Here is a 24,400-nt window from a genome sequence, read left to right as displayed (position 1 = left end):
AGCCGTTCCAGCCACCGCTGGAACGGCTTTTTATCGACCTGTTATGAGCGCAATGCGCGCGCCACCTGGTAGATCAAAGCAGCACGAGATTGTCGCGATGAATCAACTCGGGCTCGAGCATGTAGCCGAGCACCGACTCGATCTCGCCGCTGGGACGTCGCTGGATCAGCTTGGCTTCCGCGCTGCTGTAGTTCGTCAAACCACGCGCGACCTCACGCCCCGACGTGCTTAGGCAAGCGATCACCTCGCCGCGAGCAAACGCACCCTGCACGCCGACGATGCCAATTGGGAGCAGGCTCTTGCCGCCGGCGGTCAGCTTTTCGACCGCGCCGTCGTCGATCACGACGTGGCCACGCACCTGCAGGTGATCGGCCATCCATTGCTTGCGCGCCGCCATGCGCGCGGTGCGCGCGATCAGTTGCGTGCCAATCGCCTCGCCTGCCGCGAGCCGCAGGAGCACGTCCGCCTCGCGTCCGCTCGCGATCACTGTATCGGCGCCGCTATGAGCCGCGCGCTTCGCGGCGAGGATCTTTGTCAGCATGCCGCCGCGGCCGAGGCTCGAGCCCGCGCCACCGGCCATCGCCTCGAGTTCCGCCGCGCCGGCGTCGGCCTGCTGAACGAGCGTCGCGTTCCTGTCCTTGCGCGGATCGGCGGTAAAGAGGCCTTGCTGGTCGGTCAGAATGATCAGGGCGTCGCCCTCGATCAGATTCGCGACGAGCGCACCGAGCGTGTCGTTGTCGCCGAACTTGATTTCGTCGGTGACCACCGTGTCGTTCTCGTTGATGATCGGCACGACACCGAGCCGCAGCAGCGTGAGCATCGTGGAGCGCGCATTCAGATAGCGCTCACGGTCGGCGAGGTCGGCGTGCGTGAGCAGGATCTGAGCGGTCTGAATCGAATGCTCGGCGAAACGGCTTTCGTACACCTGCGCGAGGCCCATCTGACCAACCGCCGCGGCCGCCTGCAATTCATCGATTTCGCGCGGGCGCTTCGTCCAGCCGAGCCGCTGCATGCCCTCGGCGATCGCGCCCGAGCTCACCAGGACCACTTCCTTGCCGTGCGCGCGCAGCGCGGCAATCTGCGCGGCCCAGCGGCCGATCGCCGCATGATCGAGGCCGCGCCCGTCGTTCGTGACGAGGCTCGAACCGACTTTGACGACCAATCGCCGTGAATCTGCGATGACGGAACGCATTGTGCGCTGACTCCCAAGATGACGCGTGATGCATGCCGGCACGCCGCTGGCGCCGGTGCTCGAGTTGTTATTCCTGCGGATCGGTGCTGGCTCCGCCGGTCGCGGCCGATACCTGCGTACCCTCGCGAAAACGCACGTCGGAGGCAAGATCTTCGGCTTCGGCCGCACGCTGCGCGTCGGAATGCTCGGCGAGGTAGTCGAACACCGCGTAGCAAAGATTTTCACAACCCTGGCCGGTCAGCGCCGAGATCTCGAACACCGGACCGTCCCAGCCGAAACTTTCGAGGAACGCCGCCACGCGCGCTTCGCGATCGTCCTCGGGGACCATGTCCAATTTGTTCAGCACAAGCCAGCGCGGCTTCTGATAAAGCTGTTCGTCGTACTTGCGCAACTCGTTGACGATGGCCTTCGCTTCCGCAACCGGATCGATCGATTCGTCGAACGGTGCGATGTCGACGATGTGCAGCAGCAGGCCGGTGCGCTGCAGGTGACGAAGGAACTGATGGCCGAGGCCGGCGCCTTCCGCCGCGCCTTCGATCAGCCCCGGAATGTCAGCGATTACGAAGCTGCGGCTCGGCCCGACGCGCACCACGCCAAGATTCGGCGCGAGCGTCGTGAACGGGTAATCGGCGATTTTCGGCTTCGCGTTCGACACCGACGAGATAAACGTCGACTTGCCCGCATTCGGCATGCCGAGCAAACCCACGTCGGCCAGCACTTTCAGCTCGAGGCGCACCATGCGGCGCTCGCCTGGCTTGCCGTCGGTCTTCTGACGCGGCGCGCGGTTCGTGCTGGACTTGAAATGCAGGTTGCCAAGACCGCCGGCGCCGCCTTGGGCGATTTGCACGCTCTGGTTGTGCTCGGTCAGATCGGCGATCAGCTCGCCGGTTTCCATGTCCGTGATCGTGGTGCCGACTGGCATGCGCAGCGTAATGTCGTCGCCGCCTTTGCCGTAGCAGTCCGAGCCGCGGCCGTTTTCGCCGTTGCGCGCCTGATGTTTTTTCGCGTAGCGGTAGTCGATCAGCGTGTTGATATTGCGATCTGCGATTGCAATCACGCTGCCGCCCCGGCCGCCGTCGCCGCCATCCGGGCCGCCGAACGGAACGAATTTCTCGCGGCGCATCGACGCGCTGCCATCCCCTCCGTCGCCGGCGATGACTTCAATCCTCGCTTCGTCAATGAACTTCATGCGTTACTCCGTCCCGTGGTGCACTGCCCGATTCGATGCAGGGGTTGATACTGATTGGATTCTGCTATTTTGCCGCGCGCGCCGCGCGTTGATCAATCGACCGAACGGCATATTCGCCGATGAGGAGCGGTCGGCTGCGCGGCTTAGGCGCGATGCTAGAGATGCGCCGCAATAAAAAAGGCCCCGCGAACTTCGCGGGGCCTTTTTCCGGTCCTGAAGCCCGTGCCTGACTAAACTCAGGCCGCCGGGACGACGGAAACGGTGTGCTTCTTCGCCGCGCCCTTCGTCGAGAACTGGACGTGGCCGTCCTTCAGCGCGAACAGGGTGTGATCCTTACCCATGCCGACGTTCTCGCCTGCGTGCATGCGCGTACCGCGCTGACGCACGATGATGCCACCAGCGTTGATAGCCTGGCCGCCGTAAACCTTAACGCCGAGGCGCTTCGATTCGGAGTCGCGGCCGTTCCGGGACGATCCGCCTGCCTTTTTGTGTGCCATTTGATTTGCTCCTTAACCGGTGCGCTTACGCGTTGATCGCGTCGATGCGCAGTTCGGTATAGTTCTGGCGGTGGCCGCCATGCTTCTGGTAGTGCTTCCGGCGACGCATCTTGAAGATGGTCACTTTGGCGTGACGACCTTGCGACACGACGGTAGCCTTGACGGAAGCCCCACTGACCAGCGGCGTACCGAACTTAATCGATTCACCTTCGCCCACTGCGAGAACCTGGTCGAGCGTGATTTCAGCGTCAATGTCTGCCGGTATCTGTTCTACTTTAAGTTTTTCGCCGACGGCAACCTTGTACTGCTTGCCACCGGTTTTTATGACCGCGTACATTGAGAACCTCACTCTGTATTCATTTTTCCCACGCACCGCGCGCGGAAACTCTCGATTATACATAGAGTTAGCTGCTCGGTCAAAACTTGGGGCTGGCAAATCACTACCGCCCAGACTTCCCCTTCCTTTCACGGTCCCTCGCGGGCGGTAGTTAGCGCTCGGAGGCGGCGCGCGCACGGCCTTGGCCCGCAGCCCTAACACAATACGGAACGCATCCCTGCCGCTACCGACGACCCTGAAGCGCCTCGATCGCCTTATAATTCGCGGCACTACCCAATTCAGCCATCATGTCGTCGACCGCCACCACTTCCCCCAACGTCGCCAGCCTGCTTGCTCCGATCGCCGAAGACATGCAGCAGGTCAATCGCGTCATCCGGCAACGTCTCGCGTCGGACGTGATGCTGATCAACCAGATCTCCGAGTACATCATCAGTGCTGGCGGCAAGCGACTGCGACCCGCGCTGCTTTTGCTCGTAGCTGGCGCGCTGGGCGATACGACAGGGCATCGGCACGAGTTGGCCGCGGTCGTCGAATTCATCCACACTGCCACGCTGCTGCATGACGACGTGGTCGACGAGTCCGACCTGCGACGTGGCCGCCAGACCGCCAATGCCCTGTTCGGCAACGCCGCGAGCGTGCTGGTCGGCGATTTCCTTTACTCGCGCTCGTTTCAGATGATGGTCGGCGTGGGAAAAATGCGCGTGATGGAGATTCTTTCGGAAGCGACCAACATCATCTCCGAAGGTGAAGTGCTGCAGTTGCTGAACATGCACGATGCGGACGTCGACGAAGCCCGGTACATGCAAGTGATCCGCTACAAGACCGCCAAGCTGTTCGAGGCAGCCGCCCAGCTCGGCGCAGTGCTGGCTGGCGCAGACGCGAAAACGGAAGCCGCCGCCGCCGAATACGGCCGCCGCATCGGCACCGCGTTTCAGATCATGGACGACTGGCTCGACTACACCGGTACGGCCGAGTCGATGGGCAAGAACGCCGGTGACGATCTGCGCGAAGGCAAGCCGACGCTGCCGCTCATCTATCTGATCGAACGCGGCACGCCCCAGCAGTCCGCGCTGGCGCGCGAAGCGATCGAACAAGGCGGCACCGACCGTTTCGATACGATTTTCGAGGCGATCACGCGCTCCGGTGCACTCGATCACACGCTCGAGTGTGCGAAACAGGAGGCTCAGGCAGCCGCGGCAGCAATTTCTTCGTTTCCCCATTCCATTTTCAAAGAGAGCCTGCTAGAATTATGTTCTTACTCGACGGCGAGACAGTCTTGAACGAGACTGAAACGACCAATTAGTCTGAGTCGAGTCAGCAGTACCCAATCGGGGTGTAGCTTAGCCTGGTAGAGCGCTACGTTCGGGACGTAGAGGCCGGAGGTTCGAATCCTCTCACCCCGACCAGATTTCCCTTGTTAGATCAAGGTTCAAGAACCGCCGCAGCTTGCTCGGCGGTTTTTTGTTTTGCGCGGTGATTTTACGCTGCCCTCGAGCTTCGCTGCTCTTTTCCCGTCCCGGTCGTCCGGCAAGCGCGTAGGTTGCCGCGTTGTCGTCGTCGTTCTCGCGGCCGCCACCGTCCAGGGCGGAACGCGCAGCCCCCTCTGCTATATTCTCTCCATCCCTTTCCCCTTTTTTTCACGACGCGTGGAACAACTTCCCTTATGGGCGCAGATAGGCGCGGTCTTTCTGCTGCTCGTCTGCTCCGCTTTTTTTTCCATTTCCGAGACAGCGATGATGGCGCTCAACCGTCATCGCCTCAAACATCTCGCCAGCAAGAACACGCTCGGAGCGAAAACGACCCAGGGCCTGCTTGCGAAGACAGATCAGTTGCTGAGCGTGATCCTGATCGGCAATAACCTGTTCAACACGATCATTCCGGTAATGACCACGTCCGTCGCGTTGCATACGTTCGGCCGCAATAGCCTCGCGCTGTCGATTGCAACTGGAATCGTCGCGTTCCTGATCATCGTGTTCGCGGAAATCACGCCAAAGATCGTCGGCGCGACGTTTCCAGAAAAAATAGCGCTACCCGCGAGCCTCCTGATCGCACCGCTGATGCGCGTCGCGAGGCCGCTGATCTGGTTCGTCAACCTGTTCGCAACCGGCATCCTGCGCGTGCTGCACATCAATACGAAGGGCGCGCGCGAGCAACGGCTGTCCACCGAAGAATTGCGCACCATCGTGCTCGAGTCGGGAAGCTTCATGCCGACCAAGCACCGCAGCATCCTGCTGAACCTGTTCGACCTCGAAAACATCTCGGTCGACGACGTGATGATCCCGCGCCGCCGCATCGAGGCGCTCGACTTCGACGCACCGTTCGAGCAGATCCTGCATCAGCTGGAGACCTGCTATCACAACAAGCTTGTCGTCTACCAGGGCGACATCGATCGCGTACTCGGTGTGCTGCACGTGCGCAAGACGCTGTCGGCGCTGCACAATCAGGAACTCGAGCGCGATACCTTGCGCGATCTGCTCGCCGAGCCGTACTTCGTTCCGAGCGGCACGCCGGTATTCCAGCAGCTGCAGTACTTTCAGGAAAGCCGGCAGCGCATCGCGCTCGTCGTCGACGAATACGGCGAACTGCAGGGCCTCCTGACGCCCGAAGACATCATCGAGGAGCTGATCGGCGAATTCACCACATCGATTCCGCGTGGCGCCAGTTCGCGCGGCGGCTGGAACGAGGCGGGCGAATGCATCGTTGCGGGCAGCATGCCGTTGCGCGAGCTGAACCGTTGGCTGCAACTCGAGCTGCCGACCGACGGTCCCAAAACGCTCAACGGCCTGATTCTCGAAATCCTCGAAGATATCCCCGACGGCGACGTTTGCGTGCGCATCGGCGACATCAAGGTCGAGGTGATGCGCAGCGACGATCAGGCGATCCGCACCGTCAAGCTGTTCAAGCCGCCGTCACGCACGAAGGCCGGTAGAACGCGGTCCGGCTGAACTCTGCACCGTTGCTCGCCGGTTCAAGGTCAGCATCGCACAGGCGCGCAATGCGCGCCATTAGCCGAATGGCCGAGTGGCATTCGGACGCCCACAACCGGAAGATGAAGCCGTCATGTTCTACAGGCGGCTCATCACCGGTCTCTCATGCAAACTCCTTTTGCCCCCGCAGCGGCGTTGCCGCGTCCACTCGCAGCCGACGGCGAAACCAGCGCAACGAGTCTGAACGATCCCGACAACGCCCCGGCCGTGCGTCTGTTGACCGACACGTTGCACGAAGCGACGCGGCGCAATGCGTCGGACATTCACATCGAGCCGGCCGAGCATGGCTGGCGTGTGCGTCTGCGCATCGACGGCGTGCTGCATGAAACGCCGCAGCCGCCCGCGCATCTGCGCGACGCGTTCGTCACGCGCATCAAGGTGCTCGCGCGCATGGACATCGCCGAGCGACGTGTGCCGCAGGACGGCCGCCTACGCCTCGCAACATCGCCGGGACGGATCGAAGACTACCGCGTCAATTCGCTGCCGACGCTGTTCGGCGAAAAGCTCGTGCTACGCCGCCTCGATGCGCTGCCCGCGGATCTCTCGCTCGATTCGCTCGGCCTCGATCCGGCACAGCGCGAAACCGTCGACGCCGCGATCCGCGCACCTCATGGCCTGATGCTCGTCACCGGACCGACGGGTAGCGGCAAAACGCTGTCGCTGTACTGCTTCCTGAATCTGCTGAATGGCGAGTCGCGCAACCTCTGCTCGGTGGAAGACCCGGCGGAGATCCAGCTGGCCGGCATCAACCAGGTCAGCGTGCGCGAAAAGGCCGGGCTGACATTCGCGGTCGCGCTGCGGGCGTTCCTGCGTCAGGATCCGGACGTCATCATGGTCGGCGAAATCCGCGATAACGAAACCGCCGACGTCGCCGTAAAGGCCGCGCAAACCGGTCACCTCGTACTGTCCACGCTGCATACGAACGACGCGCCCGCGGCCATCGCGCGACTCATCGATATCGGTGTCGAGCCGTACAACCTGGCGGCCGCGCTGCGCATCGTGACCGCGCAGCGGCTCGTGCGGCGACTGTGCCTCGCATGCCGCGCGCCCGCGCCGCATTCGACGGCGGCGCTCGCGGCCGCAGGCTTCGGCGAGCATGAACTCGACGGCTGGCAACCGTATGCGGCGACCGGCTGTGCGGTTTGTCACGGCATCGGCTATCGGGGGCGCGTCGGCATCCATCAGGTGATGCCCGTCTCCGACGCGATGCGCGAGCTGATCGTCGCAGGCGCGGGCGTGCACGAGTTGGCCCGCCTCGCCCAGACCGAACGGGTTGCGACATTACGCGACGCAGCGCTGGCGCGTGTGCGCGATGGCACCACGAGCCTCGCCGAAGCGCTCGCCGCCACGGAGGTCGCATGAGGACCGCCACGCTGTCACCGCCGTTACCCGGCGCAGCCGACCTGCGCTTCAAATGGCGCGGCGTCGACGCGGACGGCACACGCCAGAGCGGGACGCTGATCGCACCCGACGCGAGCGCCGCGCGCACGCTGCTCAAGCGCGACAACCTCTTTGTCGTCGAACTCTCGACGCAAGGTCCGGCGCCACGCCCGAAGACTAGCGCGGCCGATGTCACGCTGTTCACGCGGCAACTGTCCAGTCTGCTGCGTGCAGGTTTGCCGCTCGCACCCGCGCTCGAATTACTCGCGCAGCCGCCGACGTCCGGCCAGCGGCAAGGTATGCCGCGTATCGTCGGCACTCTCGCGCGCGACATCACCGCGGGCCTGCGTTTTTCGGCGGCCTTGCAGCGGCACCCGGCGCAGTTCAATGCGCTGTACTGCCAGCTCGTCGAGGTTGGCGAAGCGGCGGGCGCGCTCGTCACCGTGCTCGCCCGCATCGCCGACGATCGCGAACGCGCCGCCGCGCAGCGCGCGAAAGTGCGGGCGGCGCTGACCTATCCGGTCGCGATCCTGCTGCTCGCCATCGCGATCACCGCAGCATTGCTGGTGTGGGTGGTGCCGACGTTCAAACAGATCTTCGATGGCTTCGGCGCGAAGCTGCCCGCACCGACTCAGTTCGTCCTGGCGCTCTCGGCGGGCGCCGCGCGCTGGAGCGTACCGCTGTTCGTGGTAATGGCCGCACTGAGCTCCGCGATCGCGTATGTCCTGCGCCGCTCGGCAAGCGCACGCATCCGCTTCGCGCGCGTATCGCTGAACCTGCCCGTGGCCGGCCCGTTGCTGCGTACGTTGTGCGCGGCGCGCTGGAGCCGCGCACTTGGCACGTTGCTGTCGGCCGGCACACCGCTCGCCGACGCGTTTGAGTCGCTCACGCAGGCGACCGGCAATGCCTTCTTCGATCGCGCGACGGCAGGCATCGCCGTGAGGCTGCGGCGCGGCGAGCGGCTCGCCGCGGCGATGCGCGCGGCGCACTGCTTTCCTCCCGAAGTCGTGCAGCCGGTTGCGGTCGCCGAGGAGTCCGGCGCGCTCGACAGCATGCTGCTCGATGTCGCGTCGCTTGCGGATCGCCAGGTCGACGACAGGATCGGCGCGCTATCGAGTCTGTGCGAACCGCTCGTCATTGTCGTGCTCGGCACGCTGGTCGGCGGCCTAGTGATCGCGATGTATCTCCCCATTATTCAACTCGGCAACGTGGTGTAGCATCGCAGCCGAATCCACTCCTTCACCATGCAGGCACCTCTTCCACTCGTGTCACAAACTTCCTCCAACCTGCTCGCGGGCTTACTGCCAGGCCGCTTTGCAAGCGATATCGGTCTCGGGTTCGCCAGCCTGCCCGCCGGTGTGCAGATCGCGTTCGCCATCGTGCTCGGCCTCGTGATCGGGAGCTTCCTCAACGTCGTCGTGCATCGGCTGCCGATCATGCTCGAGCGCGCGTGGCGCGTCGAAATCAGCGAGGCCACCGACGAGCCGCAACCGGACGACGGACTGCCGGGGCGCTACAACCTGTTGGTCCCGCGTAGCGCGTGCCCACATTGCGGCCACGTACTGAGCGCGTGGGAAAACCTGCCGGTTCTGAGCTACGTTCTATTGCGCGGCCGTTGTTCCGCTTGCGGCACGCCCATCAGCCCGCGTTACCCGCTGCTCGAAATTGCGAGCGCCGCTTTCGCGGCAGGCGCATTGATGGCGTTCGGCCCGAGCCTGATGGCATTCGCCGCGTTTGGCCTGTGTGCGACGCTGCTCGCGACGAGCGCGATCGACATCGACACGCATCTGCTGCCCGATTCCTTGACGCTACCGCTGTTGTGGGCCGGCCTGATCGTCAATTTCAACGGCATGTTCACGAACCTGCATGATGCGGTGCTCGGCGCTATCTTCGGATATCTGGTGTTGTGGGCTGTGCATTGGATATTCAAGCTCGTACGGGGCATCGAAGGCATGGGATATGGCGACTTCAAGCTGCTCGCCGCGCTCGGCGCGTGGCTCGGCTGGCCCGCGCTGCCGCAGATCGTGCTGATCGCCGCGGTAACCGGTGCCGTGATCGGCCTCGTGGCGACGTGGCGCGGCCGCATGCGCTTCGAGGAGCCGCTGCCCTTCGGGCCGTTTCTCGCCGCGGGCGGTGCGCTCACGCTGTTTGTCGGCACGCCGCTTTATCTGGCTCTGGGAGGTTGAAGCATGTTCGTTGTGGGACTCACCGGCGGCATCGGTAGCGGTAAATCGACGGTGGCCGATCTGTTCGCCGCGCGCGGTGTGCCGCTCGTCGACACGGACGTGATCGCGCATCGCATCACCGCGCCGCATGGCCTCGCCATGCCGCACATCGCCGCCGAATTTGGCACAGAGTTCGTCGCTGCCGATGGCTCGCTCGATCGCGCGCGCATGCGCACGCTCGTGTTCAGCGACGAGACCGCGCGCAAGCGTCTCGAAGGCATCACGCATCCGTTGATTCGCGCGGAAACCGAACGCGAAGCGCGCGAAGCGCAAGGGCCGTATGTGATCGTCGTGGTGCCCTTGCTGGTCGAGTCAGGAACATGGAAGAGTCGCGTGAATCGCGTGCTCACCGTCGATTGCAGCGTCGACACGCAGATCGCGCGCGTGATGAGCCGCAACGGCTTCAGCCGGCAGCAGGTGCTTGCGATCATCGCGCGCCAGGCCACGCGCGAAGCGCGCCTCGCCGCCGCCGACGACGTGATCGTCAACAACAATGTGCGGCTCGATGAACTCGAGGCGCAGGTGGACGCTCACCATCGCGTGTATCTGTCGCTTGCGCAAGGGCACGCCGAGTACTAGCACGCGCAGGAACCGAAGCGCCCAGAACATCGGGAACTCGCGAAAAAAGTTGCGAAAGCGCGGGGAAAAAGTGCGTGATTGCTTGGGTAGTCTCACGGCATTAGAATGTTTTGCATTCCTGTCACCGACCACGCCCGAGGCGAGCCCGCTTGATTCTTTACGAGTACCCCTTCAATGAGCGAATCCGGACGCTGTTGCGGCTCGAAGATCTGTTCGAGCGCTTCACGTTCTTTCTGACTCAGGAAGACGCGAGGGAACATCACGTCGCACTGACAACGCTGTTCGAAATCTCTGAAGTGGCGGGTCGCGCGGATCTGAAGTCGGATCTGATGAAAGAGCTCGAGCGGCAACGGCAAACGCTCGCGCCATTTCGCGGCAATCCCGGCATCGAGCAGAACGCGCTCGAAGCGGTGCTTGGCGAAATCGAACAGACCCTCGCGGGGCTCACGCAGATGCAAGGCAAGACCGGCCAGCATCTTGCAGACAACGAGTGGCTTGCGAGCATTCGCAGCCGCGCAATCATCCCCGGGGGTACCTGCAAATTCGATCTGCCCTCGTATTACGCGTGGCAACAGTTACATCCCGATCAGCGTCGCCAGGACATCGCCAAGTGGGTCACACCGCTTTTGCCGCTACGCGATGCGGCGACGATCGTGCTGCGACTCGCGCGCGAGTCGGGCCAGGCGTCGAAGGTCATGGCGATGCAAGGCAGCTATCAGCAAATGCTGTCGGGCCGCTCGTATCAATTGATGCAGGTTCGCGTGGCTCCCGAATTGCGCGTGATTCCCGAAGCGAGTGCCAACAAGTACATGCTGTGGGTGCGCTTCACGGTGCAGGACGGCGATCTGCGACCGCGCGCGGTCGACGTCGACGTGCCGTTTCAGCTTACGCTCTGCAGCCTGTAACAGCCCGCAGACCACCACCGTATCGAGCAGGCAAAACCGGATTTGAGCGAGCGCGCCTTTGAAGCGGCGCGAAATAGCCCTATATTCGTTACTTGTTCCGTTTGCGATTGACCGTCCGACCGTATGCCTACCGTCGTCAAATGTCCTACCTGCGGTAAAGATGTCCGCTGGGCTCCTGAGAGCCGCTTCCGTCCCTTCTGTTCCGACCGCTGCAAGCAGATCGACCTCGGCGCATGGGCCGCCGAAAAATACAAGATTGGCGGCAATGAACAGGAAGGGTCTTCGTCTGAAGAGGAAACGCCGCGCGGCGACTATAACCCGCACTGAGCCCGCACTGAGCGCACCAGTAGCGCACAACAAGTAATAGAGCCTCGCTGGCGGGCGCTGCCGAGACAGCGCCCGCTATCGCGTGCCCTGTTCAGTCACAGCCTTCAATCAATCACTTCTTCTCAGCCGCGAGCCACTCCAGCACCGGAATCGTCGCCGGCAGCAACGGCGAGACATCCGCAGGCAAGCTTTGCCACACGAAAGCCTGACCTTCACGCCCGTGTGGCTCGCCCGACCACTGCATCACCTTGCAGAAAAAGAGGCGCACATACGCGTGCGGATAATCGTGTTCGAGCGTGTGCCACAGATGGCTCGCCTGGACCTCGATTCCCAGCTCCTCGTGCAGCTCGCGCGCCAGCGCGGCCTCGACCGATTCGCCCGCTTCGAGCTTGCCACCCGGAAACTCCCAGTAGCCCTCGTACGGCTTGCCGGCCGGACGCTGTGCGAGCAGATAGCGCCCATCCGGCTGTACTAGCACGCCGACCGCGACTTCCGTGACCGGACGGCTCGCGCCGATTTCGCCTGCTTCTTTGCGGGCGTTCTCGCTTGCTTTGTTCATGCCGACGTCTTACGGCCAGACCAGTCACGCGCGAACTGCCACGCCACCCGCCCCGAGCGCGAGCCGCGCTCGAGCGCCCACACCAGCGCATCGCCGCGCGCCGTTTCGATCTCCGCGTCGTCGCAACCGAAGTGGCGCAGCCAGTGCGCGATGATCGTCAGGTAATCGTCCTGCTTGAACGGATAGAAGCTGACCCACAGCCCGAAACGCTCGGACAGAGAAATCTTCTCTTCGACCAGTTCGCCCGGATGAATCTCGCCGTCCGGCGTGTGCTTGTACGTCTCGTTGTCGCTCATGTACTCGGGCAGCAGATGGCGGCGGTTCGACGTCGCGTAGATCAGCACGTTGTCCGACTGCGCCGCGACCGAGCCGTCGAGCGCGACCTTCAGCGCCTTGTAGCCCGACTCGCCCTCTTCGAACGACAGGTCGTCGCAGAACACGACGAAGCGCTCGGGGCGCTTCGCGATCAGATCGACGATGTCCCCGAGGTCATGCAGATCGTCCTTGTCCACTTCGATCAGGCGCAAGCCGTCTTTCGCGTACGCGTTCAGACACGCCTTAATCAGCGACGATTTGCCGGTGCCGCGCGCGCCAGTCAGCAGCACGTTGTTGGCCGGCTGCTTGCGCACGAACTGGCGCGTGTTCTGTTCGATCAGCCCTTTCTGGCGATCGATGTTCTGCAGGTCGTCGAGCGTGATCGACGAAACGGCGGGCACCGGTTGTAGATAGCCGCGTCCCTGGCGCTTGCGCCAGCGGAACGCGACTGCGGCTGACCAGTCGATCTCCGGCGGGGCGGGCGGAAGCATCGCTTCCAGGCGGCCGAGCACGGCTTCGGCCCGGGTCAGAAACTGTTCGAGTTTGTCCATGGTGTGTGGGCACGGCATAAGGCCGCGCATTGAACCTGATTACGAGCGGTAGTCGGCGTTGATGCTCACGTAGTCGTGCGACAGATCGCAGGTCCAGATCGTGGATTGCGCATCCCCGCGTCCGAGCACGACGCGAATGCCGATCTCGCTCTTCTTCATTACGCGCTGGCCATCTTCTTCGCGGTAGGCCGGGTTGCGGCCGCCGGCAGTCGCGACCAGCACGTCGTCCAGATACAGATCGATCTTGCCGACGTCGAGATCGTCCACGCCGGCATAGCCGATGGCCGCGAGAATGCGGCCGAGGTTCGGGTCCGATGCATAGAAGGCCGTCTTCACGAGTGGCGAGTGGCCGATTGCATAGGCGATCTGACGGCATTCGCCGACGCTCGAGCCGCCTTCGACATGCACGGTCATGAATTTGGTCGCGCCTTCTCCGTCGCGCACGATCAGTTGCGCGAGTGTCCGTGCGACGTCGGTCACCGCGTCGCGCAACGCCGTATAAGCGGGTGAATCGGTGGACGTGATCGCGGGCAGGCTCGATTTGCCCGACGCGATGAGAATGAACGAATCGTTGGTCGACGTATCGCCATCGATTGTGATGCAGTTGAACGAGCGATCCGCGACGTGTTTCACGAGCTCGTCGAGCACCGGCTGCGCGACGGCCGCGTCGAATGCGAGGAAGCCGAGCATGGTTGCCATGTTCGGCTTGATCATGCCGGCGCCCTTGCTGATGCCGGTCAACGTGACCGTGTGACCGTCGATCGTGACTTGGCGCGAAGCCGCTTTCGGCAGCGTGTCGGTCGTCATGATCGACTGCGCCGCGTCGTACCAGTTCGCCTCCTTGCGGTTCGCGAGCGCGGCCGGCAAGCCGGCCTTCAGCCGATCGATCGGCAACGGCTCGAGAATCACGCCCGTCGAGAACGGCAGCACCTGCTCGGGCGTGATGTCGGCGAGACGCGCGAGTTCCGCGCAAGTTTCGCGCGCCGCCGCGAGGCCCGGCTCACCGGTGCCCGCGTTCGCGTTGCCGGTGTTGATCACCAGCGCGCGAATTGGTTTGCCGCCCGCGCGCACGCGCTCCAGGTTTTCCCGACAGACCGTAACAGGCGCCGCGCAAAAGCGGTTCTGCGTGAACACGCCGCCTACCGTCGCGCCCTCGTCGACGGAAATGACGAGCACGTCCTTGCGGTTCGGCTTGCGGATATTCGCTTCGGCCCAGCCGAGCGTGACGCCGGTGACTGGGTGGAGTTGAGCGGGATCGATCGAGGGAAAGTTGACAGCCATGGTCGCGACCTGTCGAAGAAAATGCCGGCAAACGCCGGCATCGGGGAAACGGAACTGATGACCCGGGCGCGTTGCCGGGTCATCCGCGAAATCAAAACGGCCAAGCCGCGCTTAAAAACGACGCGGCGCGCCTGGAAGCGCGCCGCATCGGCATCAGGCGATCTTGCCGTGGCACTGCTTGTACTTTTTACCGCTGCCGCACGGGCATGGATCGTTGCGGCCAACCTTCGGCACATTGTCGGTATTCAGGTTCACGGTCGCCTGCGCCGTCGCGCCGTGGCCATGGCCGCGGCTCATCGCGTCGCCGATCATTGCGGCGGTAGCCGCTTCGGCTGCGACAGGCGCGGCGGCACCGGCTTCCGCGAATTCGGCATGACGGAACTCGACGTTCTCCAGATGACCGCCCTGCTCGTCCATCTGCTCCGCGGCCGCTTCGAGCTGCTCCGGCGACTGGATCTGCACGTTCATCACGATGCGCGTGACTTCGAGCTTCACGGCGTCGAGCATCGCGGCGAACAGTTCGAAGGCCTCGCGCTTGTATTCCTGCTTCGGGTTCTTCTGCGCATAGCCGCGCAGATGGATGCCCTGCCGCAGATGGTCGAGCGCGGCCAAATGCTCGCGCCATGCGCGGTCGAGCGTCTGCAACATGATCGAGCGCTCGAACGCGCTGAACGATTCGCGGCCGACCAGCTGAACCTTCGCCTCGTACGCCTCGTCCGCGGCGGCCTCGACCGCTTCAAGAATCTCGTCCGGGCTGATCGAGTTCGACTCGTTGATCATTTCCTGGATCGCGAGGTCGAGCTGCCATTCGTTGCGCAGCACTTCCTCGAGCTCGGGCACGTCCCACTGCTCTTCGATGCTGCCCACCGGCACGAACTGATGCACGATGTCGCCGATCACGCCATGACGCATTGCGGTGATGGTCTCGGTGATGTCGTTCGCTTCGAGCAGTTCGTTACGCTGCTGGTAAATCACCTTGCGCTGGTCGTTGGACACGTCGTCGTATTCGAGCAACTGCTTACGAATATCGAAGTTACGTGCCTCGACCTTGCGTTGCGCCGATTCGATCGAGCGCGACACGATGCCCGCTTCGATCGCCTCGCCTTCCGGCATCTTCAGGCGATCCATGATCGCGCGCACGCGGTCGCCCGCGAAAATGCGCAGCAGCGGATCTTCCAGCGAAAGGTAGAAGCGCGACGAACCGGGATCGCCCTGACGGCCCGCACGTCCGCGCAACTGGTTGTCGATCCGGCGCGACTCGTGACGCTCGGTGCCGATGATGTGCAGACCGCCCGCGGCCTTCACCTGATCGTGCAGCGCCTGCCATTCGTCGTACAGCTTCTTGATGCGGCGCTGCTTTTCGTCGTCGGCGAGCGTTTCGTCCTGCTCGATGAAGGAAGCCTGCTTCTCCGCGTTGCCGCCGAGCACGATGTCCGTACCACGGCCGGCCATGTTGGTCGCGATCGTGATGCGTTGCGGACGGCCCGCTTCCGCGACGATCGCCGCTTCGCGCGCGTGCTGCTTCGCGTTGAGCACTTCGTGCGGCAAGCCGGCCTGCTTCAGCAGATGCGACAGCAACTCCGAATTCTCGATCGACGTCGTGCCGACCAGCACCGGCTGACCGCGCTCGTAGCAATCGCGGATGTCGCGGATCACCGCGTTGTAGCGTTCCTTCGCGGTCTTGTAAATCTGGTCCTGCCGGTCGATCCGCTTGGGCGGTCGGTTGGTCGGGATCACGACCGTTTCGAGACCGTAGATCTCGTTGAATTCGTACGCCTCGGTGTCGGCCGTGCCGGTCATGCCGGCGAGCTTCGCGTACATGCGGAAGTAGTTCTGGAACGTGATCGATGCGAGCGTCTGGTTCTCGCTCTGGATCTTCACGTGCTCCTTTGCCTCGACCGCCTGGTGCAGACCGTCCGACCAGCGGCGGCCCGCCATCAGGCGGCCGGTGAATTCGTCGACGATGATCACTTCGCCGTTTTGCACGACGTAGTGCTGGTCCTTGAAGAACAGCGTGTGCGCGCGCAGCGCCGCGTACACGTGGTGCATCAGCGTGATGTTCTGCGGCGCGTACAGGCTTTCGCCTTCGCCGATCAGGCCCCACTCGGAGAGCAGACGCTCGGCCTTTTCGTGACCCGACTCGGTCAGGAACACCTGACGGCCCTTTTCGTCCAGTGTGTAGTCGCCCGGCTTCTCGACGCCGGTGCCGTCCGCCTTCTCTTCGCCGATCTGGCGCTCGAGCAGTGGCGGCAGCGCGTTCATGCGCACGTAGAGTTCAGTGTGATCTTCGGCCTGGCCGGAGATGATCAGCGGCGTGCGCGCCTCGTCGATCAGGATCGAGTCGACCTCGTCGACGACCGCGAAGTTCAGGCCACGTTGCACGCGCGCGTCGGTCTCGTAGACCATGTTGTCGCGCAGGTAGTCGAAGCCGAACTCGTTGTTGGTGCCGTAGGTAATGTCCGCGGCGTAGGCTTGCTGCTTCGCCGTGTGCTCCATCTGCGACAGGTTGATACCGACCGACAGACCGAGGAAGTTGTAAAGGCGCGCCATCCATTCGGCGTCGCGCTGCGCGAGGTAGTCGTTGACCGTGACAACGTGGACGCCGCGGCCCGACAGCGCGTTCAGGTAGACCGGCAGAGTCGCGACGAGCGTCTTGCCTTCGCCGGTGCGCATTTCGCTGATCTTGCCGTAGTGCAGCGCCATCCCGCCGATCAACTGGACGTCGAAGTGGCGCATCTTCAGCACCCGCTTGCTGGCCTCGCGGCAGACCGCGAACGCCTCGGGCAGGATTTTGTCGAGCGATTCGCCGCTCGCGACGCGCTGGCGGAATTCACCCGTTTTGGCGCGCAGTTGGTCATCCGTCAATTGCTCGATCTGCGGTTCGAGCGCATTGATCGCCGCGACGGTCTTTTGATATTGCTTGACTAGCCGCTGATTACGGCTGCCAAAAATCTTCTGAAGAAAACCGGTGGTCATCGGATCGGTGTCTGCGTCGCGGCTTCGGCTGGCTCGCGGTGTGCGCATTGCGCATACCGCGACTGGGTCGGAAAGTCCTCGGCGGCTTAGTCCAAGAGTGAATTCGAATCGGGCATTTTAGCACGCGCCTCCGGCTGCGCTCGTGTCGAGGGCGTGTCAACGCCGGACCCTGCCAGCCCCGCCCGGCAACCTCCAGCGCGCCGCCGACCGGCTTCGCAAGCTGCCCGCGCGGTACAATCGCGGCGTGAGCGCGCATGGGGCGCCCTCGCGTCGTCAATCCGGAACATGAGCCGTTTTTCGTCCTTTTCAAGGCCGCCGAAGCAGTTCGATCTGCGCCGCCCGCAACCGCTTGCCGAGGTACTCGGCCGCACGGATGCATTCGCAGCGTTGCGAGCCGGTGTCGAACAGATCGCCGCGCTCGAGAAAGATCTGCGCGAATTGCTGCCCGATTATCTGGCGACGAGCGTCGAGCCTGGCTTCATCAAGGAAGGGGTCCTTGCCCTGTTTGCCGCACATAACGCGCTCGCGGCGCGTCTGCGGCATCTGGAGCCGCGGCTGTTGGCAGATTTGCAGCAGCGCGGCTGGCCGGTGCATACATTGAAGATTCGCGTGCGGCCGCAGCCACTGAAGGAACCGCCGCCCGTCAAGCAGGCGCGCATGACGCCGGCCGGCGCCGACGCGCTCCAGGCGTTGAGCGAAGCGCTCGCGCCGTCGCCGCTACAGGAAGCGCTCGCGCGCATGGCCGCGCGGCATCGGCGAAATCGCTGAGCGCCGAACGAAAAAACGGCCCGAATGGGCCGCTTTTTTTGTCTGCTCGCCTGAAGCGCCGACGTTATGCGAACGCTGTCTGCGTTTCGTAAGCGAAGCCGCGAGGAGCCTTCTGCGTATCGTCGAAGGTGACGATTTCGTACGAGTCTTCGTTCGCGAGCAGCTCGCGCAGCAGCGCGTTGTTCAGCCCGTGTCCCGACTTGTACGCGGTGTACGAAGCGAGCAGCGGATGACCGACCACGTACAGGTCGCCGATCGCGTCTAGCATCTTGTGCTTGACGAACTCGTCCTCGTAACGCAGACCGTCGTTGTTCAGGATGCGGTATTCGTCGAGCACGATGGCGTTGTCCATGCTGCCGCCGCGCGCGAGGCCGAGCTCGCGCATCATTTCCACTTCATGTGCGAAGCCAAACGTGCGGGCGCGCGCGATCTCGCGCACGTACGACGTGTTCGCGAAGTCCACTTCCAACGCCTGGCCGGTTTTGTCCACAGCCGGGTGACGGAAGTCGATAGTGAATTTGAGCTTGAATCCGAAGTACGGATCGAGGCGCGCGAATTTGTCGCCATCGCGGATTTCGACCGGCTTCGTGACCTTGACGAATTTCTTCGGCGCGTTTTGCTCTTCGATTCCCGCCGACTGGATCAGGAACACGAACGAACCCGCGCTACCGTCCATGATCGGGATTTCCTCGGCGGTGACATCGACATAAAGGTTGTCGATGCCAAGACCGGCGCAGGCGGACATCAGATGCTCGACGGTCGACACGCGCACGCCGTCTTTCTGCAACACGGAAGCCAGACGCGTATCGCCAATCGCCATCGCCGACGCGGGAATGTCCACCGGCGTGGGCAAATCCACGCGTGAAAACACGATGCCAGTGCCGGGCGCCGCCGGCCGGAGCGTCAGATTGACTTTGCGGCCGGAGTGCAACCCGATGCCGACAGTCTTGACGATCGATTTGATTGTGCGCTGCTTCAACATGGTGGTCTTCTATTCGATTGAAAATCCTAATCAGGACTTTTTATTTCATAGCGCGAATTATACTCCAATCCCCAGACGGGCGTCCCCACAGGGAACGTATCAATCTGTTTCGCTGCACTACCCGCGGGGCGCAGCGACGGAAATCGTAACGGGCCGATGCCCCGGAACGGAGGCGTTTCCGGTCATCGGCCCGCGTAACGGCCTGTCACAAAAGCGTCGCAATCACCGTTGCCAAAGCGCCACGCGGCATGAGCGCGCATTCCCCGGTGAAGGTGCGACACCGGCGATTAGCGCAACGTGGCGAGAATACTCGCTGCATCGCTGACTTCGAACTTGCCGGCAGCTTCGACGTTCAGCGTCTTGACCACGCCGTCGTCGATCACCATCGCGTAGCGCTGGGAACGGATTCCCATGCCGCGCGCCGACAGATCCTGCTCCAGACCAAGCGCCCGTGTGAAAGCCGCACTACCGTCCGCCATCATGCGCACCTTGCCCGAGGTGTGCTGATCGCGTCCCCACGCGCCCATGACGAACGCGTCGTTGACGGACACGCACCAGATTTCGTCGATGCCGGCAGCGCGCAACTCTTCTGCCTGCTCGACATAGCCCGGTACATGCTTGGCCGAACAGGTCGGCGTGAACGCGCCGGGCAATCCGAAGATCACCACGCGTTTGCCCGCCGTCTGCTCGCGCACGTCGAAACTGTTCGGTCCGATCGTGCAACCCGCCCGCTCGTCTTCGACATACTCGAAGAGCGTCGCGTCGGGCAGCTTGTCACCTTCCTTGATCATGCTCAGTCCTTTGCATCGATGCGAAGCACGCTCGCACGTCCTCGCGTCACGGTGAAGTCCAAGGTGAGCCCAACTATCGGCTCCACCCTCAGGCGGCAGTCACCGCCGTCCGCTTCGCGAATCAGCAGAGGGCAGTTGCCCCTGCCGCGAATCAGACGATACGCGACCTCTTTGCCGTTCACCCGCCACGCCCGTGCATTCGTCCGCCAGCGCTGCACCTGCGACACAACCTTACAGCGCGGCAACGAAACCTGCCCGTGCGCTCAGTCCGCCTGCTTGCGCAGGAATGCCGGAATGTCGTACGTATCGACGCCCTTTTCCTGCAGCGCCTGCACGTGCGAAGCCGCCGTGTCGCGCGACGTGCGCCACACCGCCGGCGTATCGAGCGCGCCGTAGTCGGCCGTGCTGGCGTGGCCTGCTGCCGGTGCGTACGCCGCATGCGCCATCGCGCCGATCGGCTGGTTATCGGTGCCGGTGCGCAGCAGCGTCATCGGTGCCGACTGCTGCTTCTTCGCCGCACGGCCCAGACCCGTCGCCACGACCGTCACGCGCAGTGCGTCGCCCATCGCATCGTCGTACACCGCGCCGAAGATCACCGTGGCATCTTCCGCCGCATAGCTCTTGATCGTGTTCATCACTTCGCGCGTTTCCGACAGACGCAGCGAACGGCTCGACGTGATGTTGACCAGCACGCCACGCGCGCCCGACAGATCGACGCCTTCCAGCAGCGGGCTCGCGACGGCCTGCTCGGCAGCCAGGCGCGCGCGATCGACACCGGCAACCGTCGCCGTGCCCATCATCGCCTTGCCCTGCTCGCCCATCACGGTCTTCACGTCTTCGAAGTCGACGTTGACGAGACCGTCGACGTTGATGATTTCCGCAATACCCGCGACTGCGTTGTTCAGAACGTCGTCGGCGCACTGGAAGCACTTGTCCATCTCGGCGTCGTCGCCCATCACCTCGAACAGCTTGTCGTTCAGTACGACGATCAGCGAGTCGACGTGATCCTCCAGTTGCTGCGAACCGGCTTCCGCCACGCGCATACGCTTGCCGCCTTCGAATTCGAACGGCTTGCTGACGACGCCGACGGTCAGAATACCCATTTCCTTTGCGATCTGCGCGACGACCGGGGCCGCGCCCGTGCCCGTGCCGCCACCCATGCCGGCGGTGATAAACACCATGTGCGCGCCGCGCAGTGCGTCGGCGATACGCTCGCGTGCTTCCTCAGCGGCGGCGCGCCCCATTTCCGGCTTGGCGCCAGCGCCCAGACCCGTGTTGCCGAGCTGGATCACCGCGGTGGCGCGCGAACGCGACAGCGCCTGCGCGTCCGTGTTCATCACGATGAAGTCGACGCCCTGCACGCCTTTGTTGATCATGTGCTGAACGGCATTGCCGCCAGCGCCACCTACTCCGACCACCTTGATGATGGTGCCGTTCGTTTCGGTTTCCAGCATCTGGAATTCCATGTTGCCTCCGTCAAGATAAAAAGTTACCGCCACTCGGCGTTATCCGGCAGGAGATCGGGCAACCCCCTGTCGCGCACCGGCCGCCGGCACCAGCGCGAATTACTTGAAACCTGTCATCAGAAGTTGCCGAGGAACCAGTCCTTCATGCGCGAGAACACCTGTCCCATCGACCCCGACTGCACCGCAACCTTGCGCCCGCGCATGCGTTGCGAGCGCCCTTCGACCAGCAGGCCCATCGCCGTCGAGTAGCGCGGATTACGCACCACGTCGGCGAGACCGCCCGCGTACTCCGGCACGCCGATGCGTACCGGCTTCAAGAAAATGTCCTCGCCGAGCTCGACCATGCCGATCATCATCGACGCGCCGCCCGTCAGCACGACGCCCGAGCTCAGCAACTCCTCGTAACCCGACTCGCGCACCACCTGCTGCACGAGCGAAAACAGTTCCTCGACGCGCGGCTCGATCACGGCCGCCAGCGCCTGGCGCGACAGCGTGCGCGGACCGCGCTCGCCGAGCCCCGGCACTTCGATCATCTCGTCCGGATCGGCGAGCGCCTGCTTGGCGATGCCGTAATCCACCTTGATGTCCTCGGCATCCGGCGTCGGGGTGCGCAGCGCCATCGCGATGTCGCTCGTGATCTGGTCGCCCGCGATCGGAATCACGGCCGTGTGACGAATCGCGCCTTCGCTGAAGATCGCGATGTCCGTCGTGCCGCCGCCGATATCGACCAGCACGACGCCCAGTTCCTTTTCGTCTTCGGTCAGCACCGCGAGTGACGACGCGAGCGGCTGCAGGATCAGGTCGTTCACTTCGAGGCCGCAGCGGCGCACGCACTTGACGATGTTCTGCGCCGCGCTGACCGCGCCGGTCACGATGTGCACCTTCACTTCGAGGCGGATGCCGCTCATGCCGATCGGCTCGCGCACATCTTCTTGGCCGTCGATGATGAATTCCTGCGTGAGGATATGCAGCACCTGCTGATCGGTCGGAATGTTGATCGCCTTCGCCGTTTCGATCACGCGCGCGACGTCGGCCTGCGTGACTTCCTTCTCCTTGATCGCCACCATGCCGCTCGAATTGAAGCTGCGGATATGGCTGCCGGCGATGCCGGTGAACACATTGGTGATCTTGCAATCGGCCATCAGCTCGGCTTCCTCGAGCGCGCGCTGAATCGACTGCACGGTGGCTTCGATATTCACCACCACGCCCTTCTTGAGCCCCTTCGATTCGCTCTGGCCGAGACCGATCACCTCGTAGTGACCCTCGCCCTTCAACTCGGCGACGATGGCCACCACCTTCGACGTCCCGATGTCGAGGGCGACCAGCAGATCCTTATAGTCTTTACTCATAGCGTGCTCAGTGCGTGTGATGTCCGTTTACTTCTTGCCCTTGTCGGGTTCGCTGATGAAGCGCATGCCAGCGGCACGAATCGCGAAACCGTTCGGATAGCGCAAGTCCGCATACTCGATATCCTTCCCCCAACGTTGCGTCACCGCGCTCCATGCCGCGGTCAGGCGTTTGCTGCGATCGGCCAGCGTGTCCTGAGTGCGTTCGCGGCCCAACTCCACCTGCGTGCCGTTCGACAGCTTCACCGTCCACGCGTAGCGCGGCGACAGCGTCACTTCTTCAGGCGTCGCATTGATCGCCGCGAACCACTTCCGGAAGTCCCGATAACGCGCCACGACTTCCTTCGCCGTACCGTCCGGGCCGTCGAACGCAGGCAGTTCTTCGTCGAGCTCGCCCTGGTTCGCGGTGAACAGCTCGCCGTCGACACTCACGAGCTGATCGCTGCCCCACGTCCCAAGCGGCTTGTACTCCTCGAGCGTGACGGCCAGTGCATTCGGCCACACACGCCGCACGCTCGCGTGACGCACCCACGGCATCTGCTCGAACGCCTGCCGCGCGAGATCGAGATCGACCGTGAAGAAATTGCCCTTCAGCCGCCCCACGACACTGGCGCGCACCGTCGGCGAATTGATGTGCTCGGTGTCGCCGTCGATCTGGATCTCGCGCAGCGCGAAATTCGGGCGCTGGATCAGCCAGTAACCGCCCGCCGCCAGCAGCACGAGCACCAGCAACGCGTGCAGCGCGTTGCTGGCGAGGTTGAGCTGGCGAACGTTGTTCCACATGGGTTGCTTGTGCTTGCCTTGGTTAAGCCTGCAGCGTCAGCGCCAACACGCCGACGACCAGTTCCTGATAGCTGATACCGACCGCGCGCGCCGCTTTCGGCGGCAGCGAGTGATCGGTCATGCCTGGCGCCGTGTTCACTTCGAGAAAGTACGGCTTGCCTTCGCCATCGAGCATGAAGTCCGCGCGGCCCCAGTCGGTGCAGCCGAGCACGTCGAACGCGCGGCGCGCGAGCACCTTCAGGCGCGCCTCTTCCTCGGCGCCGAGACCGCACGGAATCAGATACTGCGTGTCGTCGGCGATGTACTTCGCGTGGTAGTCGTAGAACTCACCCGCCGGCACGATACGGATCACCGGCAGGTCCAGATTGCCGGCGATGCATGCGGTGTACTCGCCGCCGCCTTCGATGCTCTTTTCGACCACGACGATGCGGTCGTACTTCACAGCTTCGATCAACGCGGCCGGCAACGCGTCCGCGCTCTTCACCTTGATCACGGCGACGCTCGAACCCTCGCTCGCCGGCTTCACGAACAGCGGCAGACCGAGCTTCGCGACGATCTCTTTCGCGCGCGCTTCGTAATCGTCGCCGCGTAACACCGCTTCGAACGGCGGCGTCGGAATGCCGAGCTGCTGCCACACGAGCTTGGTGCGGAACTTGTCGAGACCGAGCGCCGATCCGAGCACGCCGCTACCGGTATAGCGGATGCCATAAAAATCCAGCGCGCCCTGGATCTGGCCGTTCTCACCGTAGCCGCCATGCAGCGCGTTGAACGCGCGAACGAAACCTTCGTCTTTCAACGCGGACAGCGGACGCTCGGCCGGATCGAACGGGTGCGCGCCGACGCCCGCATCGCGCAGGCCCTGCAACACCAGGCGCCCGGAATTGAGCGACACCTCGCGCTCGGCGGAATTGCCGCCGAGGAGCACCGCCACCTTGCCGAATTGTTTCGGGTCGATACTGCTCAT

The 24,400-nt window shown here is 63.5% G+C and carries 23 protein-coding genes and 1 tRNA gene; 10 read left to right on the top strand and 14 right to left on the bottom strand.

Annotated features, from left to right (window positions below; all coding sequences use genetic code 11):
• Positions 1-73: 73 nt before the first annotated feature.
• The 4 genes from proB to rplU form a co-directional block, all read right to left on the bottom strand.
• Positions 74-1,192, bottom strand: coding sequence for a glutamate 5-kinase (proB, locus tag LJ655_RS16295; RefSeq protein WP_230562282.1), 1,119 nt, complete (start codon positions 1,190-1,192; stop codon positions 74-76).
• Between the two features lie 67 nt (positions 1,193-1,259).
• Positions 1,260-2,381 carry an Obg family GTPase CgtA gene (gene cgtA, locus LJ655_RS16290; protein ID WP_230562281.1) on the bottom strand — a complete coding sequence of 374 codons (1,122 nt, stop codon included), beginning with the start codon at positions 2,379-2,381 and terminating at the stop codon, positions 1,260-1,262.
• 236 nt (positions 2,382-2,617) lie between these two features.
• Positions 2,618-2,878 carry a 50S ribosomal protein L27 gene (gene rpmA / locus LJ655_RS16285; protein WP_008923994.1) on the bottom strand — a complete coding sequence of 87 codons (261 nt, stop codon included), beginning with the start codon at positions 2,876-2,878 and terminating at the stop codon, positions 2,618-2,620.
• 25 nt (positions 2,879-2,903) lie between these two features.
• Positions 2,904-3,215, bottom strand: coding sequence for a 50S ribosomal protein L21 (rplU, locus tag LJ655_RS16280; RefSeq protein ID WP_007180329.1), 312 nt, complete (start codon positions 3,213-3,215; stop codon positions 2,904-2,906).
• Between the two features lie 287 nt (positions 3,216-3,502).
• Here rplU and LJ655_RS16275 point away from each other — a divergent pair, with 287 nt between their 5' ends.
• The 9 genes from LJ655_RS16275 to yacG all read left to right on the top strand — a co-directional run bounded on the left by LJ655_RS16275 (position 3,503) and on the right by yacG (position 11,618).
• Positions 3,503-4,495, top strand: a complete 993-nt coding sequence (locus LJ655_RS16275; RefSeq protein ID WP_230562280.1) for a polyprenyl synthetase family protein — start codon at positions 3,503-3,505, stop codon at positions 4,493-4,495.
• A gap of 49 nt (positions 4,496-4,544) precedes the next feature.
• Positions 4,545-4,621: transfer RNA gene (locus LJ655_RS16270), tRNA-Pro, on the top strand.
• Between the two features lie 240 nt (positions 4,622-4,861).
• The gene (locus tag LJ655_RS16265; RefSeq protein ID WP_230562279.1) at positions 4,862-6,160 is read left to right on the top strand and encodes an HlyC/CorC family transporter; all 1,299 of its coding nucleotides are present in this window, start codon (positions 4,862-4,864) and stop codon (positions 6,158-6,160) included.
• A gap of 147 nt (positions 6,161-6,307) precedes the next feature.
• Positions 6,308-7,564: a GspE/PulE family protein gene (locus tag LJ655_RS16260; RefSeq protein ID WP_230562278.1), complete on the top strand. Its 1,257-nt coding sequence runs from the start codon at positions 6,308-6,310 to the stop codon at positions 7,562-7,564.
• Complete coding sequence (locus tag LJ655_RS16255) at positions 7,561-8,799, top strand: type II secretion system F family protein (RefSeq protein WP_230562277.1); 1,239 nt, start codon at positions 7,561-7,563, stop codon at positions 8,797-8,799. The genes LJ655_RS16260 and LJ655_RS16255 overlap by 4 nt, the downstream gene beginning before the upstream one ends.
• A gap of 27 nt (positions 8,800-8,826) precedes the next feature.
• Entirely contained in the window at positions 8,827-9,768 is a 942-nt protein-coding gene (locus tag LJ655_RS16250) for a prepilin peptidase (protein WP_230562276.1), read from the top strand.
• 3 nt (positions 9,769-9,771) lie between these two features.
• Positions 9,772-10,386, top strand: coding sequence for a dephospho-CoA kinase (gene coaE, locus LJ655_RS16245; protein WP_230562275.1), 615 nt, complete (start codon positions 9,772-9,774; stop codon positions 10,384-10,386).
• A 149-nt stretch (positions 10,387-10,535) separates the two neighbouring features.
• Positions 10,536-11,291, top strand: coding sequence for a cell division protein ZapD (gene zapD / locus LJ655_RS16240; protein ID WP_008921182.1), 756 nt, complete (start codon positions 10,536-10,538; stop codon positions 11,289-11,291).
• Positions 11,292-11,414: 123 nt separating this feature from the next.
• The gene (yacG, locus tag LJ655_RS16235) at positions 11,415-11,618 is read left to right on the top strand and encodes a DNA gyrase inhibitor YacG (protein WP_230562274.1); all 204 of its coding nucleotides are present in this window, start codon (positions 11,415-11,417) and stop codon (positions 11,616-11,618) included.
• 112 nt (positions 11,619-11,730) lie between these two features.
• On the opposite strand, the gene LJ655_RS16230 is transcribed toward yacG, so the two are convergent.
• The 4 genes from LJ655_RS16230 to secA all read right to left on the bottom strand — a co-directional run bounded on the left by LJ655_RS16230 (position 11,731) and on the right by secA (position 17,300).
• A complete protein-coding gene (locus tag LJ655_RS16230; protein WP_230562273.1) occupies positions 11,731-12,177 on the bottom strand; it encodes an NUDIX domain-containing protein in 447 nt (148 codons plus the stop codon).
• On the bottom strand, positions 12,174-13,043 hold the full coding sequence (locus tag LJ655_RS16225; protein WP_230562272.1) for an ATP-binding protein: 870 nt from the start codon (positions 13,041-13,043) through the stop codon (positions 12,174-12,176). The genes LJ655_RS16230 and LJ655_RS16225 overlap by 4 nt, the downstream gene beginning before the upstream one ends.
• A 39-nt stretch (positions 13,044-13,082) precedes the next feature.
• Positions 13,083-14,324: a bifunctional glutamate N-acetyltransferase/amino-acid acetyltransferase ArgJ gene (argJ, locus tag LJ655_RS16220; protein WP_230562271.1), complete on the bottom strand. Its 1,242-nt coding sequence runs from the start codon at positions 14,322-14,324 to the stop codon at positions 13,083-13,085.
• Between the two features lie 153 nt (positions 14,325-14,477).
• Entirely contained in the window at positions 14,478-17,300 is a 2,823-nt protein-coding gene (secA, locus tag LJ655_RS16215; RefSeq protein ID WP_230562270.1) for a preprotein translocase subunit SecA, read from the bottom strand.
• 285 nt (positions 17,301-17,585) lie between these two features.
• Between secA and LJ655_RS16210 the strand changes: the two genes are divergently transcribed.
• Positions 17,586-18,068: a DciA family protein gene (locus tag LJ655_RS16210; RefSeq protein WP_230562269.1), complete on the top strand. Its 483-nt coding sequence runs from the start codon at positions 17,586-17,588 to the stop codon at positions 18,066-18,068.
• Between the two features lie 64 nt (positions 18,069-18,132).
• Here LJ655_RS16210 and lpxC read toward each other — a convergent pair whose 3' ends face one another.
• From lpxC to LJ655_RS16180, 6 genes are all read right to left on the bottom strand, one after another.
• Positions 18,133-19,050, bottom strand: coding sequence for a UDP-3-O-acyl-N-acetylglucosamine deacetylase (gene lpxC, locus LJ655_RS16205; protein WP_230562268.1), 918 nt, complete (start codon positions 19,048-19,050; stop codon positions 18,133-18,135).
• 287 nt (positions 19,051-19,337) lie between these two features.
• The gene (locus tag LJ655_RS16200) at positions 19,338-19,841 is read right to left on the bottom strand and encodes a peroxiredoxin (protein WP_230562267.1); all 504 of its coding nucleotides are present in this window, start codon (positions 19,839-19,841) and stop codon (positions 19,338-19,340) included.
• Positions 19,842-20,104: 263 nt separating this feature from the next.
• Positions 20,105-21,307: a cell division protein FtsZ gene (gene ftsZ / locus LJ655_RS16195; protein WP_008921173.1), complete on the bottom strand. Its 1,203-nt coding sequence runs from the start codon at positions 21,305-21,307 to the stop codon at positions 20,105-20,107.
• A gap of 116 nt (positions 21,308-21,423) precedes the next feature.
• A complete protein-coding gene (ftsA, locus tag LJ655_RS16190) occupies positions 21,424-22,656 on the bottom strand; it encodes a cell division protein FtsA (RefSeq protein WP_008921172.1) in 1,233 nt (410 codons plus the stop codon).
• Between the two features lie 27 nt (positions 22,657-22,683).
• A complete protein-coding gene (locus LJ655_RS16185; protein ID WP_230562266.1) occupies positions 22,684-23,436 on the bottom strand; it encodes a cell division protein FtsQ/DivIB in 753 nt (250 codons plus the stop codon).
• Between the two features lie 22 nt (positions 23,437-23,458).
• Positions 23,459-24,400: a D-alanine--D-alanine ligase gene (locus LJ655_RS16180; protein ID WP_230562265.1), complete on the bottom strand. Its 942-nt coding sequence runs from the start codon at positions 24,398-24,400 to the stop codon at positions 23,459-23,461.

The sequence above is a fragment of the Paraburkholderia translucens genome, from assembly GCF_020881035.1.
Taxonomy (GTDB): domain Bacteria; phylum Pseudomonadota; class Gammaproteobacteria; order Burkholderiales; family Burkholderiaceae; genus Paraburkholderia; species Paraburkholderia translucens.
Note: the sequence above shows the minus strand (reverse complement) of the source record. Positions and strands in the feature narration are given on the sequence as shown.